Below are 19091 nucleotides of genomic sequence, written 5' to 3'. Positions count from 1 at the left end.
CGGTACAGAAGTCTTATCAAATTAAAAATTCCCAAACAGAAAGCTTGGGAATGGGCTAACACACGAAAGGGATACTGGCACATAGCTTGTAGCCATATCCTACACAGAGCTATCAAGAATGAAATTCTCGAGAAAGTTGGTTTGAAAGACCTTAACCAACTACTCGAGAAAGCACACTTAAACTATTGAACCGCCGTGTACGGAACCGTACGCACGGTGGTGTGAGAGGTCGGATAATCAACTAATGATTATCCTCCTACTCGATTTTGAATAAGCAAGATAGTAGTATTTCTGCTATATAATAGAATTTCTAAACGACAAATCTACAAAACACTATTATACCTTTTTTAAAAAAGTATCGAGAGATCATCTATCTAAATCGAAAATTCTAACTAAAACTGCTCACATTTTTGGGTTTAAATCCATCACTCTATTAAATATCTGTTTAATGCTTGTTGCATCGTTCCCACTGTTTTCGTATTCGGACCAAATGTAATCCCTAATTGTGTTACTCTTTTGGCAACTTCCTTCCGTAAACCAGTAATTACCGTATCACATCCCATCATCGAAATCGCGGTGATAATCTTCACCAAATAACTTATCTCTTCAGCTCCCATCTCTGCAATACCAGATAAATCCAAAATTAGTACCTGAATACCGGATTTCCCTACCTCCGTCAATACTTTCTCCTCTATAATAAAAGTTCTTGATTTATCAATGGAGCCAATTAAGGGCAAAATACTTACAGAAGGGTTAATTGGGATTATTGGCACAGATAAATTTTCAACCAATTCTCTTTGTGCCTTGATTAGTGAATCCTTATATGTAGAATAACTAATAAAAAAAACATTCAAAAATTCGTCAACTCGACTATTAATCTCTAATTCTAATTGAAAAAAGTTTTCAATCTTTTGACTATTCAAATCGTTAAAACGCTTAATTAAATTCCACAGACTTCTACGTATAGCTTGTACCCATTCTAGTTTAAAAGATAAATCAATCGAATAAGTTGCCCAAGCTATACCTTCTTGTTCAGCAAAAGATTGAAGTTCTTTATCTTTGCCCTCAATTATATACGCAACCAATCGATGAGCATTATTGACTAAGTCAATATTACCGAACGTCAAAATTTCATTTATTTTTTGACTGACATTGACTGCCTCAGATAACAATGTGTTTTCAAATTTCTCCGTATTCTCCTCGAAAAATTCCTTTAGTTTAAACGATTCTTGAAAAGCAAACTCCATTACATTCCCCCCTAATCTTACTGTTAGATATCTTAATTACCCCTTATTTTTATCAATTAAACAAAAGATTTGAAACAAATTAAGCTCAGAAATTGATTATCTTTTCATTTCAACTAAACTTAAATGAAAATCTCCTACTTCTCCTTCTTGATACAAGTTGGTTATTGAAGTGAAATAATTTTGTATTGTTGCAAAAAAAGATACGTTTTTTTCCGGGACATTCACATCAAATGAACCTTTATACAGTAACGTTGTTATTTCATGGTATTCCTCATGTGAAACTTTAAAATCTACTGAAATCATTACTAACTCATCTTCTACAGATTCTTGATAGTTAGTCACTGGAATCATTCTATCATTTAAAATAATTTCTTTAACCACAGAGTCATCTCCCTATTGATATTGTTCAACACAACTAATATTTTTTTCAGTGAAGTCAAGTATCCCTAAGAATTGTAATGAATGCCATGATAGACTAAAAAGAAGACTGATTCTCCTATCGAAAAGGCAAAACAGTCTTCTAATGGATGTACTCGGGATAATAATTAACACTTGAATCAATTTTATAATCAGCAATTGTCATCCATATATAGTTTAGGAACGGACAATCACAACTATATCTGGATGACAACTTTCAGGGAAATCAGTATTATGAAATTGACTTACTTATATGCTTAATTAAGAGCTAACTTCAAATCCTCAATTATTATATCTAACTCTTTTCGATCTACACCACTATAGTTTTTAATTACCTCACCCTCGGGATTAACTAAGAAGAATCTAGTACCATGCGTTACTTGATCAGATCCTTCTGGAGGCTTCTCCAACATCGATTGGAATGATTTTATTGATAGCTCCCTGATGGCTTCAAACTCGTAACCAGTTAAAAAAGTCCAGTTAGTTAAATCAGCCTGATAATTATCTGCGTATTTGCTTAAAACTTCAGGTGAATCATACTCAGGATCAACGCTAAACGAAATGAGTTCAGCATCTAATTCTTCTTCCTTCATTTTCTCTTGGAGCTTCGACATGTTTGTTGTCATCGGCAAACAGACAGTTGTACAATTTGTAAACACAAAATCAGCTATCCACCATTCTCCTTCCAAGTCCTCCTGTGTCAGTGTTTCGTTGTCTTGTGTCGTAGCACTGAAATCAAGGACATCTCTTGACATATTTGTTTCAATTTCGCCGCCGCATGCAGTTAGAAAAAGAATGAAAATAAACATTCCTATAATTATTAATCGATTCATTTACTAATTTCCTTTCCTAAAACAGTATGGTTACAAAGTGATTGAGAGTCGTTTCATTTTAAGAATTTAAAAACCTTACCTACCTATCCAATATCAACAATATTATACACTGTATAACCGGTGATGTGAAATAGTTAATCCATCTTTTCTAATTCTTGTACCATAAGGTCATAATTCATTGCACCCATTGCGATAAATTGAATACGACCATTTGAATCAATCATATAAGAGGTCGGGTAGGCTCGAACCTGATAATTAGTAACAACTTCTGCATCTACATCCATCAATACTGGGAAAGTCAAATCAAGGTCATCTACAAACTCAGTGACAGTACTTTCACTACTTTCCGTATCGGTCATGTTAACTGCTAAAATTTCTACATCTTCATAATTATAAAGCTTTTGCATGTCCGGCATTTCCGCCCTACATGGAGGACACCAAGTAGCCCAAAAGTTAACTAAGACACGTTGTCCCCGGTAATCAGATAAACGTACTGTTTCTCCTTCTAGTGTCTCAAGTTCAAAATCCGGAGCAATTCCTCCTCGACTAAGGCCTACTTCTTCAGACTCATGTACTTCAGAAATAGTACCCTCTCCTTGCTCAACGATTGTATCATTTGAGTTTACCAAATCGTACATCGCCCATCCAAGCATACCTACCACAATCGTAATCAGAATTCCTTTTTTCATCTAAAAATACCTCCGTTACTATCCTAATCTTGCTAACCACGTATCTTCTATTAAGTTAAGAAGAAAACCAGTAATCCGTGGCAGTTGGCCAGAAAATAAAAGCAAGCCCATTAAAATCATAATGATACCACCCATAGTCATAATCACCTTACTATGACGTACAATCCACCTTGTTGATCCAAGGAAAAATGTTAAGAGGAAAAATGGAAAAGAAAAACCAATTACATACATGACTGTATAAAAAATACCTTGACCTGGATTGCTTGCTGCTAACATTAAAATAGACCCAAAAATAGGACCAATACATGGCGTCCAACCAGCTGCAAAACCAAGTCCTACAAAAAACGTTCCAAGATAGCCAGCAGGCTTTTTTGAAAAATGGAAACGTTTTTCTTTCATTAAAGTCGGCATATTAATCCAACCAGCAATAACTAATCCCATAATAATAATAAAAACCCCAGCAATCCGCTGAATAAACAGCCCTGAATCACCAATTAACAACTGGGTAATCCATTGCCCTAAAAATGAAGCACCAGCACCCAGGCTAATAAATACAAGTGAAACCCCTAGTAAAAAAAACGCAGAATGACTCATTAATTTAAGGCGAATTTCACTGTTTTGATTTTCTCGTAAATCTTTGACACTCACTCCCGTAATATACGATAAGTAAGCTGGGAAAATTGGCAGTACACAGGGTGATAAAAACGAGAGAGCGCCAGCTCCCATCGCTAGAAACATTCCTACAAACAACATCGTATCTGTTTCAATTCCGCTCATTTCGATCCCTCTTTCTCCTTGAAGTAACGCGGCTACTTATTAAAAAATCACACAACCATTATGCCATCATATATGGCTAACATTAGCACAAATAGATCTGTACCAATCCTTTGTCTAAAATCGCATTTAACATCATAATACATGGATAATGTGAAAGTTTCATGAATACAAGCTTGTTCTAGTACTAAGATGTGACAACTTTTTGGCAAAATAAAAGGACAAAGAAGACTTCAAGCTATGGGTATATTTATAATCGTTAAAAAAGTTACTTCAGTCAAGAATAGTTTGAGTGTCGAAGTTTAAACTAAAATAGAGCAAACCTCTAAAAACCACTCAAAGGAGTGACGTGTTTTAATGGATAAAAAAGAAAACAATATGCCTGATTTTGATTCGCTTGATGACCGAGTGATTGCAAATCACTCCGATAGTCCAAGGATAGTTGCAAAAACAAATTTAGATGTCAAAAATAATAAAGTTGAAAATCCTTATGCTAGTGATAAGGATACAAACGACAGGTTATTTAATGAATTTTTTGATGAAAGCTAAAGATTAATTGTATGAGTCCATTCCCTATGGTGGAATGGACTCTCTCTTATAACCAATCTTGGATTTTCCCTTATAGAGGAGGTGAATCTGGTGCCAAAAAGAAGCGTAAATGTCGAACAAGATCCACACTCTGATGGCGATAGAGATGGAATCATTTCCGACCCAGTCGGCAAGGAAATTGGAATTCGCACGGCTCCAAACAACTCGACCAATCCCTTTCATGTAAAGTCATTAAAGAAGGACCCTGAATTGGAAAAATTCAATCAATCGTTAGAATAACTGCTGACGTCCATAAAAAATAGCAGGTATCGTCTTTTGACATTTGTCGAGAAAGATACCTGCACCTTCAACTAGCTTAAGTTAGTCCTTTTCTATCTCAATCGTACTCGTGATTTCAACATCGTTTAATGCCTGAGTCGCTAATTGGTCTGTTTCTCGGTTTCTTTTTCGTGAAACCGCTTTATATTCTGGAGTAATCCCTAACTCCTTAAGTTTATCCTCAATTCGATCAGCCCATTTATTTAATTCCTCTTCCACGCACGGCCACTCTCCCTTTAATTGATTTATGACTACCTGAGAATCACCGACAAAAGTAACTGGCAAATGGTGCACACCCAATCGTTCTAATTCTTGTAATCCTAGGTGAAATGCAGCATACTCAGCCTCATTGTTCGTATCAAGTTCTTCTACTAAAGCGTTTTTACGTAGCCGAAATGACTTGCCATTTTGTTCATAATAAATCGCACAGCCTAAGCCTGATTTTTTTGCACCTATATCAAACCCACCGTCAAAATAAACCGTTGCGTTATGCGGTTCGGTTTCGATACCCTTCATAAATTTCTTTAGTTCTTTCATGTTCCAAGTATTTTCATGGTTATCGACAAACATTAAATTTTTAGCGCGGCCTGATTTTTCTAAATCATCCGCAATCAAAATCGCTTTCGCGGCCTTCAATTCATCCGAGCTGAACGTTGTTTCAGTTCCTTTTGGTGTTTTATAAGTTAATTCAATTCTGACAAACATAGCAAAACCTTCCTTAGTAAGGTAATTTATTTTCAATAGTATCATTGTGCCCTTGATTAAATGAACTATTTTAACTCAAAGGTAATATCGATTTAATTGATAAGAATACCTTTATGTCCATTTATTTATTCAATGGACAAGCGCCTTTCCATTCGAACACTGCTATGAATAAGATAAATTGTGGGGTGTTTCTATACATGGTGAGAACTAGTGGAAGGGGTGATAATCATAAAGGATTTGCACACTAGACAAGGAGTTACAGAAGTCAAATTGGGAGAATTAGAGTCAACAGTAGATAAAATAGAACAATTACTAAATGCCAAAACAGACGAAAACGATGTGAAAATTATTATAGAGCAATTAATAAAAGAGAAAGAACTAGTAACCAAATCCGACTTAGATTATTATCAAGAAAAGATTGAAGCCAATATAAAAAAAACTCAAGTTATGATGATAAAATGGGTTATTGGAACTGGGTTAAGTGCCATCATGGCCATTACAGGTATCATAGGGCTTTTTAATTAGTCCGCCTGAATTTTGGCACGATCAGCTACTCTCCTTTTACTAACTTACTAACTATCCACCAAAAAATATCGTTAACCTTGAATATATAGTTCTGGCCCTGTATGAGCGACTTTCTGTCTTATTGACAGGTTGTGTTACACCCCATTCTTACTGCTTACCTTTAATAAGAAAAAATAACTCCTGCTTCACTCTAGAATCATTTTTTATACATTTTTCCAGTAACAAACAGAAATAGAAACGGTGCCAGACACCGTTTGTGGACATTTTTCCACGTCAAGTAAATGACACCAGAGCACTAGTATGATCTATTTCTTAGTTTTTTGTAATTGCTATTTAAGTCATTATTCCTATTAGTAGAGAATTTTTCATTTTGTTTAAGATTTTTAAGTTCTGCAGACAACTCCATGAACCAGTTGTGATCTTTAGTGGCTAGGGCAAAATCAATTAGATCTTCAAGCTGTTTCTCGCTAGTTTTAACTGAGTTATCTATTTTCTCAATGTCTTTTTGTTCGAAATGTACAGTATTACCTATGATTCGCTCATTATCACTGACGACCACTTTAAGTGCTACTTTCGAATTTTTTGATTGGATACTTTCCAAATATCCATGAACCAATGCTCCATTTCTTGTTTTTCCTCTAACCCAATCTCCAACAACTAATGTTAAGTTTTTATTCATTTCCATGATTTAGTTCCCCTCCTTTAAGATTTGTAACTGAAATTTGCATTTTAGCTATAGCTCAAACATGTAAGTGTCTAATTCAAACAAATAGAGCTCTCTTCTTTTCTATTAAATAATAAAGGTATTAATGAATGGTCTCTTTTTATATGAGTAAAAAGTTCTTTTGATCGAACAAATAAATTTTGTTTTTCCTGCAAATAAACGTAATGTTTAGAAATATTCGTATTGATTTCCATCGCTAGTCTTACATCACTACCCATTAGCCGTTGAAAATTCAATTCATCAATATGCATATATTCAATACTTGTGAGTGCTTGCGCGTACATATATTCCGAGAAAAAAATAGAACGATCACCGAAAAAATCACCAGCTCCAATGATTTTTGTCATACAGTTTTGTTTATTAACAAGTCTTACAAAGCCTTTTTTTAAATAGAAAGCAGCATTTGTTACTTGCTCTGGAGTATAAATTCTTTCATTTTGCAGCTTTTTCACTTCAACACCATAGCCATCTAAGTTTATCAAGTCCTGACGTGTAGCCAATTTCTTTACATCTAGAGAAGCTGCTTTCATATTATTCCCACCTTATCTGTAATTAATTTTTTTACATTTATTTAAATAAAAAAGTCAATACTTACGTGCATTATTACTAAAATATATAGTTCTAAAAGTAATTAACTGCTATCTATTATATTTATACATTTTTACCATTTTAACAAACCTTAAGTCAAATAATAAATTTGTTTTATTGTTTCTGTTTCAATGATTTCACTACATCTTCAATACTATATTGACCTAAAAATTCCCCGAGATGATCTTCAGCATCTAAAAAAATAGAACACAGTACATCTTTCATATTAGCCCCAACAACACAGCTGTTATTTACATCTGGACATTTAGGCTGCAAGGATCCCCCTGAAGTAATCTTATATATTTCTCTAAGAGTAATTTCACTAGGATTTGACGCAAATATAAAACCACCGCCTGTTCCTTCTTTTGATTTGATAAGTCCTTGCTTACGCAACAAACTTAGCACCTTGCGAATGCGAACAGGATGTACTGAAGCACTTTCTGCTATAGCATCACTTGAAGACATATGATCTGGTAGTAGTGTAAGCAACGTTAAACTGTGAACGGCTAGCGAAAAATCACTATTCATATCCTAACCCTCCCTAAATTGTGATGGTTGCTGAATGTATTAAGTCAATTCAAATTTTAACTGACTTGAATTAACAAAAACAGAAAGAATAACTGTAATAATAATAGTTACAGTGTCGTGTGTCAAATCTATTGTTTGATCAATTGCGTATAACTGCTATACCTTTCTTGAATATGGAGGGTAAGTAGTGAGACATCAGTTGAAATGTAGTATGTAGCATTTATATTATGTGATTGTTTAAATTCACAAACAATAACAAGGAGACATTCTTTTTTTACGAAACAACTCTAAAGAAGTTTCAAGTTTTAAAATGCACAAAATTAAATAATGTCAGGTACCGGACTACTATAAACGGTAACTGACACTATCGCTTTTTTAAAAACTAGATTATATCCTCTTTTCACCCTTAACACCATTCAGCGAATAAGTTGCAGTAATTTCCGCACTTAACGAGTGAGAAACAGAACAATATTTATCTTTTGATAATTGAATTGCTCGTACTACTTTATCTTCAGGTAAATCCCCGTCGATTGCATAATGAATATTTATTGTAGTAAACTTCTTTGGATGCTCTTGTGCACGTGCACCTTTTACATCCATCTGAAAAGCGGTAGGTTCTAAGCGCATCTTTTTCAAAATCGAAATAATATCAATACCAGTACAACCTGCAACAGCATTTAATAGTAATTCCGTCGGTCTTGATCCAGAATTTTCTCCGCCAACTTCTTCTGATGCATCCATGTTAATTTCATGCCCAGAAGGAGTAACACTAGAAAAAGCCATCTTTTCATTCCACTTTATTGTTAAATCCATAGCCTCATCAAACTCCTTATGTTAGTTCATTTACTATTTATATTTTGCAATAGTTCCTTGTTCAATACAACTTTCCGAGATTAACTGTAAGTACACTTAAATCCTATTTCAGATTTCTGCTAAATAAACCCAAACAAACAGTACACCCTCCTCCCTCTTGAGTGTACTGTTTTACCCTCTTCTCTAAAAATTTTATTTTAGATCAATCCTATTAATTCATCGAAAAAGACCTTGAATAGTGCTTATTTGGAAGTTATATGTTCTTCTCTTATCACTGATCTTTGCCATTGTAATTGCTCTTCATCAGTCTTTGACTGTGATTTATTATCAATATGCTTATCATCTTGTTTATCATTTTTAGACATATCTATTCCTCCATTTTCACATCTATAGAATTCAATTAACTCTTCATGCTGATTTAACTTTAAATCTAAATACTGACTTATTTCAATTACCAATGGATCACTCATACTTCCTGAATGATTTTTTGCTTGGTACATCAAATTCCGTAACATGCAGATATCCCTACTAACTATCTCTAAATGATTCACTTTATCCAAATCACAGTCCTCCTTTGTATTTTTTAAAACAGGAGTAATATTCGATAGCTGGCTGGCTTATTCACGAAAAAACTTAGCCCCTATAGCTTTGCGACACCATTTTTCAATGGCTTTGCCATTTCGTACAAGTGCAATTTGGAGTTGACCTATAGTTGACATAAGAAGAAGGTTGTACACATTATACTAAATTATCTGAATTTTCGCAACAATAATTGCGCAATTTCGACTGAAAACACTCAAAAATGTCAAGCTGTTAAAGCTACAAATAAATCAGATAATTGTTTATACCCCAAAATGGGAATCAACTAACCGATTTAATGTAATATTTAGTATTTGATTCACTTTAATTAAAAAAACGAGTCAGTCAACAACATAAAGACATTTGTCTTTGATGTGACGACTGACTCGATTGTTTTCTTATTCACTCTAAGCATAAATTGCTTTATAGAAATCTATTATTCCTTATTAAAATCTGGTGCAACTGCTTTTTTAATAAATAGTGCGATGAAGACAGCAATAATTGTTAAGACAAGTGCGAACCAATAGGCATGATGTACGCCATTAGTCATTGCTTCATCGATGATTTTCTCTGTTATTGGTCCTGTCTGTTGGTCTAGATGACTATCCCTACCTTTGGTCATAATACTTACAAAGATTGATACACCCAGTGCACCTGAAATTGGTTGTAGTGTATTCGCTATTGCGGTGCCATGAGGATACAAATGCTTCGGTAGTTCATTTAGTGCATTAGTTTGTGCTGGCATCATGATCGCTGAGATGGAAAGCATTAGCACCATATACACAAGAATAAACGACCATATCGGTACAGAAGGATTAATATTGCTAAAGAATATCATTACTCCGACTAAAAAAACCGTACCAGGAATCATTAATTTCCTTGGACCAAATTTGTCAAACAGAGTTCCCATTACCGGAGACATTAACCCATTCAACAACGCCCCAGGTAACAGTAATAATCCTGCCATTTTCGCCGAATATCCGAGCGGACCTTGTAAATACATCGGCATTACAATCTCTGATGCAAACATTGCCATAATGACAATGACAAATAAAGCTACCCCCCGCGTGTAATTTTTATATTTAAATACACGAACATCCAATAATGGTTCATCTAGTTTCAATTGGCGCAGTACAAATAAAACGATACTGATTACACTGACCGAGATAATAGATATTATCGTTACTGATAAGAAACCTTCAGCTTGTTCACCTGCACTACTAAACCCATAAACAATTCCACCGATACCTATACTAGAGAGAACAATCGATATTATATCCACTTTCGGACGAGTAACCTCTCCAACATTTGTTAAATACTTTAGTGCAAATAAAATGGAGAAAAGCGCAAAAGGTATAACGAATAAAAATAACCAACGCCATCCAAATAAATCAACAATTATACCAGATAAAGTTGGTCCAATTGCTGGGGCAAACATGATAACTAAACCAAAAGTCCCCATTATTTTCCCACGAACTTCAGGACGATATAGTAATAGTAAAGTATTGAAAATAATAGGAATTAAAAGCCCCGTACCAACAGCCTGTATCATACGACCAGTTAGTAACATCGGAAAATTAAGTGCACTAGCAGCAATAACTGTTCCAGCTAAAAACACGGTCATGACACCAATAAACATTTGTCTTGTCGTAAACCACTGAATTAATAATGCGGATATCGGCATTAATACACCCATTACTAACATAAATCCAGTAGCTAACCATTGGACAGTTGGCTCACTGACGCCAAATACTTCCATGAATTCTGTTAATGCTATATTAAGTAATGTTTCATTTAATATTGCAAAAAACGCACCAATCATAAATGTAATTAAAATTGGTTTTGTCTTGATTTTCGCTTCCATAATTGATCCTCCAAATTCTACGTAAAAAAATGTCACTTATACATAATCTACTTTTTAAACTTATTTATCAACTATTTTACACTTTAATTCTCAAAAAAATCAGGGAACGGATTGGAGAAAACTCCAAACCCTTTCCCTGATTTTTTGTTCATTTTCACAAATTTTTGATATTACTTATTTTCTTTCTCAAATTCTTTCATAAAATCGACAAGAGCCTGAACGCCTTCAAGTGGCATTGCATTGTAAATACTTGCTCGCATACCGCCTACCGAACGGTGCCCTTTTAACGTCTCTAGCTCCCTATTTTGTGCTTCTTTAACAAACGCAGCATCTAGATCCCGATTCGGGATAACAAATGGAATGTTCATAAGCGAACGGCTATCCTTTCTTACCGGAGATTCGTAAAACTCAGACTGATCAATATAGTCATACAAAATAGCAGCTTTTTCTTCATTTACCTTTTGCATCGCTTTGATGCCACCATGTTCTGTTAACCATTCAAATACAAGTTTAGCCATATAAATTGCAAATGTAGGTGGTGTATTGTATAAGGAACCACTCACGCTATGTGTTTTATAATCCAACATGGTTGGGAAAGATTCTGGTGCACTGCCAATTAAATCTCCACGAATAATGACAACAGTTAAGCCAGCTGGACCTATGTTCTTTTGAGCCCCCGCATAGATCAACCCAAATTTTGAAATATCCATCTCTTCAGACAAAATATTAGAAGACATATCAGCAACCAGTGGCACGTCACCTGTTTCTGGAATTTCTCTAAAAGCAGTACCTTCAATTGTATTATTGGTAGTAATATGGACATAATCTGCTTGTTGATCAATCATACTACTGTCAATTTTCGGTATGTAGGTGAAATTACCATCCTCTGAAGAAGCAATCTCGCGAACCTGTCCAAATTTTTTCGCTTCTTTAATTGCTTTTTTAGACCAAGAACCTGTATTCACATAATCTGCTTTGCCATTTTTCGCCATTAAATTCATTGGTACCATTGAAAACTGCTGTGATGCTCCACCTTGTATAAACAGAACTTTGTAATTATCCGGAATTTTCATTAAATCTCTGAGAAGCAGTTCTGCAGTCTCAATTACATCTGTGTACAGCCCAGAACGATGGCTTAACTCCATGACAGACATGCCAGAATCTTGGTAGTTAAGTAATTCCTGTTGTGCTTTTTCCAGTACAGCAATCGGAAGCATAGACGGCCCCGCTGCAAAATTATAAACTCTCTTCAATGTAAGCAACTCCTACTTTAAAATATAGATAGAAAAAGGCAAGGATTTTATTCCTTACCTCCTGCCCAGGCGAACGGCTATCGATACAATGTGCTCCCCTTGCGGTAATTCGCATTTCGCCAGTTACACATTGCCATTTCATCATTGTCTAATCTTATCAACTTTTCTAAAAATTCACAACAAATTAGTGGTGAAAACTTTTTGTCTAATTCTTGTCGATTTGATATTTAGATTAAATTTTCGTCAATCCGTAAGTGGATTACACCTTTTAAAATTCTTCTGAAGAAGAATTAATTTCATCTGAATAAAAGATGACTTTATTTCTCATCTTAATCTTGAGGTGAACCTATGTTAAATCGAGCAATTACAACAGCTTTAGTGGGTATTGGTGCTGCTCAATTACTAAAAGTACCAGTAAATTATGCGAAAACAGGTAATTGGGATTGGAATAAGCTTTTTGCAAGTGGAGAAATGCCAAGCTCCCATTCCTCAGCTGTGATATCTCTGACTACTTATGTAGCTTTAAAAGAGGGATTTGCATCAATAGATTTCGGTGTCTCTAGTATTTTCAGTTTAATTGTCATGTATGATGCGATGGGAATACGCTGGCAAGCTGGAGAAATAGCGATAGCAGTAAACGATATCGATGAACAGCTAGAAAAAATTGTTGAAAACCACCCTGGTATTTATCACAAGAAACGAGATAGAGAATTAAAAGAAATGCTTGGGCATTTACCAAATGAGGTAGCTGGTGGCGCACTATTCGGTATAATCATCGGAGCGCTTAGTTATTTATCGGAAAATAAAAGATAACATTAAAAATTCTATTGTCAGTGTCAGGACCTTCTAAGGACAGTTTTTTTAGTCCAGGTAAAGTTCCTGACACCTACTTCTATTCCCTAAACTTTTCTAAAGCCTGATAGGATTAAACGGAAAAGATTAACTTTATTATCCAAAAACGTATGAATCAACGTTTACTATGTTGATAAAGATCCATTTTAGTATTCCACACTTGTTCGCTCAAATCTACTGGATAAATTTCAGGATTTAGCTTTCTCAAATATTCTTCCCAAAACAATGTTAATTGTTCCTTATGATAATCCCTAATATCGTCTATAAAGGGAAGAGTGTAAACTTGCTCACCATTTACAAAAATAGGTTTTAACAGCTCTTCTGCATGAAAATTAATTGCGAACTTCTGCTTATACGTATATACAGGATCGAACAATTTAATTTTTGAATCTTCGTTGATCGTTTCATCTAGAAAAGCAATGTAATCCCCCATTGCTTTGTTGCTCTTTTTTCCTTTAAACCGATAAACAGTTTTTAAACCAGGGGTTGTTGTTTTTTCAGGGTTTCCTGAAATTTTAATCACTGGCTCATATGTATTCCCATTTTTCCGGGCAACCAATTTATAAACTCCACCAAGCGACGGGTTATCAGCCGCCGTTATCAATTGTGTGCCTACACCCCAGGCATCTATCCTCGCACCCTGGGCAATTAAATCAGAAATAACATGCTCATCAAGTTCATTACTAGCTGTAATCCTTACATAGTCAAGACCTGCCTCATCAAGCATTCTTCTAGCTTCTTTCGATAAAAAAGCTAAATCTCCACTATCTAACCGGATTCCCTTTAACTTATGACCTTTTTGGGCTAATTCCTTTCCGACTTTAATTGCATTTGGAACTCCTAATTTTAATGTATCATAAGTATCAACTAATAGTACCGTGGTATCTGGATAAATTTTCGCATATGCCCGAAAAGATTCTAATTCTGATTCAAAATCCATTATCCAAGCATGTGAGTGTGTTCCAATAGTAGGGATACCAAATCGCTTTCCTGCTTCCATATTACTCGTTCCGTTGAAACCTGCGATGTAACAGGCTCTAGTTCCCCATATTGCAGCATCTGCTTCTTGCGCTCTTCTTGTTCCAAATTCGAAGAACGAATCATCACTAGGAGCAACTTGAATGATTCTTGAGGCTTTGGTAGCAACAAGTGTTTGATAATTCATGAAATTCAACAAAGCTGTTTCTATAAGTTGTGCCTCAAAGATTCTTGCTTCCACTCTCACAATTGGCTCATTAGGGAAAACAATCGTACCTTCTGTTACAGCATGCAAGGTGCCTGTAAACCTAATTTTTTTAAGTTCTGCTAGGAACGCTTCGTCATAATTTTCTGGCTGAGTTCGCAAGTAATCCAAATCAGCTTCAGTGAACTCGAGCGAATTGATGTAGTTTATTATTCTCTCGAGACCTGCAAATACCGCATATCCATTATTAAAAGGATTTTTTCTAAAATAAGCATCAAATACCCGAACATTGTTGTGACGATTCAATTTCCAATGAGCATAAATCATATTTACTTGATATTTATCTGTGTGTAAAGTTAGATTTCGGCTAGTCATTTCAAATCTCCTTAAACAAAATTATTAACTAAAGCTATTCCCACTCTAAATTTTCCAGGCACTAAATAATGCGATTAAATGCATTACGGATGACATCTCCACGACTGATAATACCAACCAATTTCCCATCACGCTCGACAGGGAGTTTCTTTATTTGTTTCTCTCCTAATATAGCGGCAACATCTTCAATGTTCTTTTGCCAATCGACTTTGATGAACCTTTTTTTTGCGATAGTCAGGACGTTTAAATCAATAATATTTTTTAAGCGGTCCTCAAACCCCTGTTCATCTCCTTTGATAATGTTGACAAAAAACATGGAATCAACCACTATATCTTTATGTTTACCAATATATCTCATGATATCGCCATCACTTATGTAAGCAACGATTTCATCTTTTTTAGTAACTACTGGAAGTCCACTGATATTGTGCTCTATAAATTTCTCGATAACAGACCGAACAGTATCTCCCTCGTTCACCTTGTGGACCTTATTAATCATGATTTCGTGAGCTTTCATGCCTTCCCCTCCTTTAAAAAGGTTACTACTGGCTAATAGAAATACTTTCTTTCGCAGCAAAATTATTCTGTTTAAAAATACAATTAATACAACTATTTTACCATATTTTTAAATAGTTGTATTTTACAACTATGGTTAACTATCAAAGTGATTATTCAAGCAACCTATAAACTCCGTTAAAGATAAGAAATTAATTACCCTATAACCATTCCCATCTCTGGAATTTGGGATGATCGACGCTAAAACGAAATGGAACAAAAGTAAGCATCTCTATTATTGTAATGGATCCTTCTCCTGTACCTCTTCAACCTGGTTGAAAAGATTTTTACCTGGATCAGTCGGGGGCGTATAAAAAACAACAGGGGAACCGACTATATCGCCAATCATTTGAATTGCCTTTTTTAAATCATCGACTTCTTTTTGGGTAGCAAATGAGTGCTTTTCTAAAAATTCTATTCCTATATCACCACTTACTTCTAAGGTAACACATTTAAGTTTTGTTAGATCATTTACTTTTTTTATTCTCAACTTCATCTTTAATTCGTCTACTGTAATTCTTGCTTTTTTAAGATTTTTTTGTAAAATTTCACCGTCTTTGACGATTATTAAAGGCTCACCCATATTCCATTTTTGGAACTTAGGCAGATAAATTTGTAAGATTGACACTATAATAATTGCTACAACAATTAGAACTCCATGGTAGACACTAACCCATGGGTCCTCTGATTTTAACGGATGTACCAAGACCGTACCAATTCCAATCATAATGACAACTTCACTTGGTGTCGACTGAGAAATCGTTCGTTTGCCAGCAAATCTTAGCAGTATATTTGCCGCTACAATATAAATAATTGCTTGAATCAAACCTTCCATAATGCTAACCTCCTAACCCCTATTATCTTTTAGTTTCACTAAACTATTTAAAAACTATTGTGATTAAGGAAACGACATCATTGCTCGTCTATTTTTCACTTTTTAAACATAGATTGTTTTCGAGGTGAGAAAATGCGTGAAATAGTTGTAGATAAATTTAATATCTTTATCGTTATGTTTCTTATTAGTTTAATCATGAGACTTCAGATTCCAGTTTTCACACCATTCGCAGCAGCATTTGGTGCATCAAGTGTTCTAATTGGTATAATCCTTAGTGTGACTGCACTGACTAATTTATCTGGGAATTTACTTGCTGGACCACTGGTTGATCGTTTTGGCAAAAAAATATTTATTACGCTTCCATTATTTGCTTCAGGTGGATTGTTTATTGCACATGGTTTAGCTCGAAACTCTGTCGACCTATTACTATTGCATGGACTAAACGGATTTGCGTTAGCATTTTTGATTCCTGCAGCATACACTCTACTTTCTGGATACGCAAAAAATAGTCGACAGCAAGGAAAAAATATGGCTATCAACGGTATTTTGTCTACACTAGCAAGTATTATTGCTCCGCTTCTCGGCGGTAAATTGGTTGTTTTAATAGGTTATGTCAACACTTACTTTTTCATTGGTACAGCGATGTTAGTAACCGGTATCTATTCCATGCGTTATTTAAAAGATAGACAAGTTGTCGTTGTAACAAATCACCACCACAAGTCATCTGTAGGCTTTAAAAATGTTTTATTGGCCCCTAGCCTACTGATTGTTTATTTATTAGGTTTTGCCGTAATGTATATTCACGGAGTATTAATTTTTGAAATTCCCTACTTAACAGTTGAACAGGGACTTTCTACCTTTCACACAGGTCAGTTATTTAGCTATATGGGCATCGGGACATTTCTAACGTTGTCGTTATTTTTCATCAATCGTTTTAGCCCTTTGAAACGACTTAAGCTTGGCTTGTTTGGTATGTCGATGGCGTTATTTGCTATCTTTAGTACATCACTGCCTTTACCTGTCCTATTATTTATTATTGGTATATTTTTTGGCCTTGTTATGCCGGCGATGGCAACTGCACTTACCGAGAGTGCTCCAAGAGAAGTACATGGAAGAGCCTTTGCCTACATGTCCGCTATTTTCTCACTAGGTATCATCGTCAGTTCATTTGTTACGGGTATAGTTCGTGACACAGTATCCCCATATTTTCTTGCCTTTTTAATTGGTATGATTGTTCTTGCGGTTGCCGGTTATACTAATTTACGGCGCACATCATAATAGATTCACAATAAATGGTTTGACGCAGTAAAACCGGTTCAAAAATAATTGAATCGGTTTTTTTCTGTTTATTTTTATCTACGGGTTATTACTACCACGAATAGTTTAGTTTATTCTTAGCAACCTATCTATACATAGTTTAACAAGGGGGGGATTTTTTGGATTTACATTTCATATGGAAAGCTATTGTCGTTGTCATTGGCGGGATAATTATACTTCGGGTAGCTGGAAGGAAGTCAATATCGCAGCTTACGGTTGCTCAGACCGTCATGATGGTAGCTGTCGGTTCATTAATTATTCAACCAGTAAGTGAAAGAAACATTTGGATTACTTTAGTAATTACCTTGTTAATGGTCCTTACACTTATTTTTGTCGAATATCTCGTCTTGAAATTCGATAAAGCGGAGACCTTTATTTATGGAAAATCACTAGTAGTCGTTGATAATGGTAAAATAATTGAAAAAAATTTAAAAAAATTACGTTTAACCGTAGATATGCTTGAAGTGCGATTGAGACAACAAAATATTCAACATATTAGTGATCTACAGTGGGCTACGATAGAGTCAAACGGTCAATTAGGATATTTGTTGAAACCAAGTAAGCTTCATGCTACCAAAGAAGATATTCAAATGGTTATGGATACAATTCAAGGGACTCAGTTTTATCCACCAATAAAAAAAACAGATAATCAAGCAAGTGATTCAAATGACATTTTTTCCGAGGTGAAAAATAAAAAACATGTCGAAAAACCTCCAAAAGATTTGAAGTAAGCTATTATCGGAATGAATATTATAATGCAAATTGATACTCTTTTGAAATGGACCTTAAATAAATATTGTTGCTTTAAAATCTTCAAAGTTGTTATAAACTGCGACATAGCTTCAGTAACTTTCTTCCGTTCGTTCTTTATATCAAAATCTTTTAGAAAAAAAGCCTTTGAAGTAAACCCAAAATAGGATAGGTTTGACGAAACAACATTGTCGATTGCTAACCTATCCCATTATAATTTCTATTATTAATATTTCATCTACCTAAAAATCATATTCAGCTTCTTTAGCTTCACGGATGTTTGTATATGTTTCCGTTAATACGACTGTATCTTCAACCAAACGATCGATGCGGAATAACACGTCATCATTTGTAATTTCCTTTCGATAGAAATCCTTTTCTTCAATAAATACGAAGGTTTGAACAATCTGTGCTTTCATGTAGACCAAAATAGGTTTTAATTGTTGTTCGACAATTAAATAATGCTTTGGTGAACCTGCTGTCACAAACATGCTGACAACTTTATCGCGAAATGCGTTTACTGGAAGTAGATCAAATACGTTCTTCAATGTTGCTGGTATCGAAGCTTGGAAAATCGGTGTTCCGATAATAATTGCATCTGCTTCCATAATTGTTTGTACTACGTATCGTGTATCACCTTCGTATTCCAAATAATTACGTCCATCGCTAAACTGAACATCGTATTGGGCTAAATCAATTAATGTTACTTCAATAGTTGGATATTTTTCTCGCATCGCATTAACTGTATAGTTCATTGCTGTTCTTGTTTTCGACCCAACCTTAGAGCCGGATAATCCGACAATCTTCATTTTCTTTCC

General features: G+C 34.9%; 23 protein-coding genes, 1 pseudogene and 2 riboswitches. Of the genes and pseudogenes, 7 read left to right on the top strand and 17 right to left on the bottom strand.

Annotation, left to right across the window (positions count from 1 at the left end):
• Positions 1-189: pseudogene (locus LD272_RS04040) on the top strand (group II intron reverse transcriptase/maturase); the annotation flags it as partial.
• 236 nt (positions 190-425) lie between these two features.
• On the opposite strand, the gene LD272_RS04035 reads toward LD272_RS04040, so the two are convergent.
• The 5 genes from LD272_RS04035 to LD272_RS04015 all read right to left on the bottom strand — a co-directional run bounded on the left by LD272_RS04035 (position 426) and on the right by LD272_RS04015 (position 3963).
• The gene (locus LD272_RS04035) at positions 426-1247 is read right to left on the bottom strand and encodes an STAS domain-containing protein (protein WP_226035301.1); all 822 of its coding nucleotides are present in this window, start codon (positions 1245-1247) and stop codon (positions 426-428) included.
• A gap of 96 nt (positions 1248-1343) precedes the next feature.
• Positions 1344-1628 carry a DUF3219 family protein gene (locus LD272_RS04030; RefSeq protein WP_226035300.1) on the bottom strand — a complete coding sequence of 95 codons (285 nt, stop codon included), beginning with the start codon at positions 1626-1628 and terminating at the stop codon, positions 1344-1346.
• A gap of 293 nt (positions 1629-1921) precedes the next feature.
• Positions 1922-2497, bottom strand: a complete 576-nt coding sequence (locus LD272_RS04025) for an SCO family protein (RefSeq protein WP_226035299.1) — start codon at positions 2495-2497, stop codon at positions 1922-1924.
• 134 nt (positions 2498-2631) lie between these two features.
• Complete coding sequence (locus LD272_RS04020; RefSeq protein ID WP_226035298.1) at positions 2632-3186, bottom strand: peroxiredoxin family protein; 555 nt, start codon at positions 3184-3186, stop codon at positions 2632-2634.
• 18 nt (positions 3187-3204) lie between these two features.
• Positions 3205-3963: a cytochrome c biogenesis CcdA family protein gene (locus LD272_RS04015; protein ID WP_226035297.1), complete on the bottom strand. Its 759-nt coding sequence runs from the start codon at positions 3961-3963 to the stop codon at positions 3205-3207.
• A gap of 354 nt (positions 3964-4317) precedes the next feature.
• On the opposite strand from LD272_RS04015, the gene LD272_RS04010 reads away from it, so the two are divergent.
• Together LD272_RS04010 and LD272_RS04005 are read left to right on the top strand one after the other, a co-directional pair.
• The gene (locus LD272_RS04010) at positions 4318-4509 is read left to right on the top strand and encodes a hypothetical protein (protein ID WP_226035296.1); all 192 of its coding nucleotides are present in this window, start codon (positions 4318-4320) and stop codon (positions 4507-4509) included.
• Positions 4510-4599: 90 nt separating this feature from the next.
• Positions 4600-4788, top strand: coding sequence for a hypothetical protein (locus LD272_RS04005; RefSeq protein ID WP_226035295.1), 189 nt, complete (start codon positions 4600-4602; stop codon positions 4786-4788).
• An 81-nt stretch (positions 4789-4869) separates the two neighbouring features.
• Here LD272_RS04005 and LD272_RS04000 read toward each other — a convergent pair whose 3' ends face one another.
• Positions 4870-5532, bottom strand: a complete 663-nt coding sequence (locus LD272_RS04000; RefSeq protein WP_226035294.1) for a ribonuclease H family protein — start codon at positions 5530-5532, stop codon at positions 4870-4872.
• 210 nt (positions 5533-5742) lie between these two features.
• On the opposite strand from LD272_RS04000, the gene LD272_RS03995 reads away from it, so the two are divergent.
• Complete coding sequence (locus LD272_RS03995; protein WP_226035293.1) at positions 5743-6057, top strand: hypothetical protein; 315 nt, start codon at positions 5743-5745, stop codon at positions 6055-6057.
• A 295-nt stretch (positions 6058-6352) separates the two neighbouring features.
• On the opposite strand, the gene LD272_RS03990 is transcribed toward LD272_RS03995, so the two are convergent.
• The 7 genes from LD272_RS03990 to serC all read right to left on the bottom strand — a co-directional run bounded on the left by LD272_RS03990 (position 6353) and on the right by serC (position 12406).
• Complete coding sequence (locus LD272_RS03990; protein WP_226035292.1) at positions 6353-6742, bottom strand: IDEAL domain-containing protein; 390 nt, start codon at positions 6740-6742, stop codon at positions 6353-6355.
• A gap of 71 nt (positions 6743-6813) precedes the next feature.
• The gene (locus tag LD272_RS03985; protein WP_226035291.1) at positions 6814-7311 is read right to left on the bottom strand and encodes a cyclic nucleotide-binding domain-containing protein; all 498 of its coding nucleotides are present in this window, start codon (positions 7309-7311) and stop codon (positions 6814-6816) included.
• Between the two features lie 172 nt (positions 7312-7483).
• On the bottom strand, positions 7484-7897 hold the full coding sequence (locus tag LD272_RS03980) for an RrF2 family transcriptional regulator (protein ID WP_226035290.1): 414 nt from the start codon (positions 7895-7897) through the stop codon (positions 7484-7486).
• A 387-nt stretch (positions 7898-8284) separates the two neighbouring features.
• Positions 8285-8710, bottom strand: a complete 426-nt coding sequence (locus LD272_RS03975) for an OsmC family protein (RefSeq protein WP_226035289.1) — start codon at positions 8708-8710, stop codon at positions 8285-8287.
• 242 nt (positions 8711-8952) lie between these two features.
• Entirely contained in the window at positions 8953-9261 is a 309-nt protein-coding gene (locus LD272_RS03970) for an aspartyl-phosphate phosphatase Spo0E family protein (protein ID WP_226035317.1), read from the bottom strand.
• 49 nt (positions 9262-9310) lie between these two features.
• A riboswitch (cyclic di-GMP riboswitch) is annotated at positions 9311-9397 on the bottom strand.
• A 328-nt stretch (positions 9398-9725) separates the two neighbouring features.
• The gene (locus LD272_RS03965) at positions 9726-11153 is read right to left on the bottom strand and encodes an MDR family MFS transporter (protein WP_226035288.1); all 1428 of its coding nucleotides are present in this window, start codon (positions 11151-11153) and stop codon (positions 9726-9728) included.
• Positions 11154-11323: 170 nt separating this feature from the next.
• Positions 11324-12406: a 3-phosphoserine/phosphohydroxythreonine transaminase gene (serC, locus tag LD272_RS03960; RefSeq protein ID WP_226035287.1), complete on the bottom strand. Its 1083-nt coding sequence runs from the start codon at positions 12404-12406 to the stop codon at positions 11324-11326.
• A 56-nt stretch (positions 12407-12462) separates the two neighbouring features.
• Positions 12463-12543: riboswitch (ZMP/ZTP riboswitch) on the bottom strand.
• 211 nt (positions 12544-12754) lie between these two features.
• Between serC and LD272_RS03955 the strand changes: the two genes are divergently transcribed.
• Positions 12755-13219 (top strand): divergent PAP2 family protein, encoded by a 465-nt coding sequence (locus LD272_RS03955; protein ID WP_226035286.1) that lies wholly within the window; start codon positions 12755-12757, stop codon positions 13217-13219.
• A 154-nt stretch (positions 13220-13373) separates the two neighbouring features.
• Here the strand turns inward: LD272_RS03955 and LD272_RS03950 are convergent, their stop codons facing one another.
• From LD272_RS03950 to LD272_RS03940, 3 genes are all read right to left on the bottom strand, one after another.
• A complete protein-coding gene (locus tag LD272_RS03950; protein ID WP_226035285.1) occupies positions 13374-14816 on the bottom strand; it encodes a nicotinate phosphoribosyltransferase in 1443 nt (480 codons plus the stop codon).
• Between the two features lie 61 nt (positions 14817-14877).
• On the bottom strand, positions 14878-15333 hold the full coding sequence (locus LD272_RS03945) for a CBS domain-containing protein (protein WP_226035284.1): 456 nt from the start codon (positions 15331-15333) through the stop codon (positions 14878-14880).
• 273 nt (positions 15334-15606) lie between these two features.
• Positions 15607-16206: a DUF421 domain-containing protein gene (locus LD272_RS03940; RefSeq protein ID WP_226035283.1), complete on the bottom strand. Its 600-nt coding sequence runs from the start codon at positions 16204-16206 to the stop codon at positions 15607-15609.
• 132 nt (positions 16207-16338) lie between these two features.
• Between LD272_RS03940 and LD272_RS03935 the strand changes: the two genes are divergently transcribed.
• Both LD272_RS03935 and LD272_RS03930 read left to right on the top strand, forming a co-directional pair.
• Positions 16339-17484 (top strand): MFS transporter, encoded by a 1146-nt coding sequence (locus LD272_RS03935; protein WP_226035282.1) that lies wholly within the window; start codon positions 16339-16341, stop codon positions 17482-17484.
• Positions 17485-17642: 158 nt separating this feature from the next.
• Complete coding sequence (locus LD272_RS03930; protein WP_226035281.1) at positions 17643-18254, top strand: DUF421 domain-containing protein; 612 nt, start codon at positions 17643-17645, stop codon at positions 18252-18254.
• Positions 18255-18515: 261 nt separating this feature from the next.
• Here LD272_RS03930 and LD272_RS03925 read toward each other — a convergent pair whose 3' ends face one another.
• Entirely contained in the window at positions 18516-19082 is a 567-nt protein-coding gene (locus tag LD272_RS03925; protein WP_226035280.1) for an NADPH-dependent FMN reductase, read from the bottom strand.
• Positions 19083-19091: the final 9 nt, after the last annotated feature.

Source organism: Aquibacillus saliphilus, assembly GCF_020404745.1.
Taxonomy (GTDB): domain Bacteria; phylum Bacillota; class Bacilli; order Bacillales; family Amphibacillaceae; genus Aquibacillus; species Aquibacillus saliphilus.
Note: the sequence above shows the minus strand (reverse complement) of the source record. Positions and strands in the feature narration are given on the sequence as shown.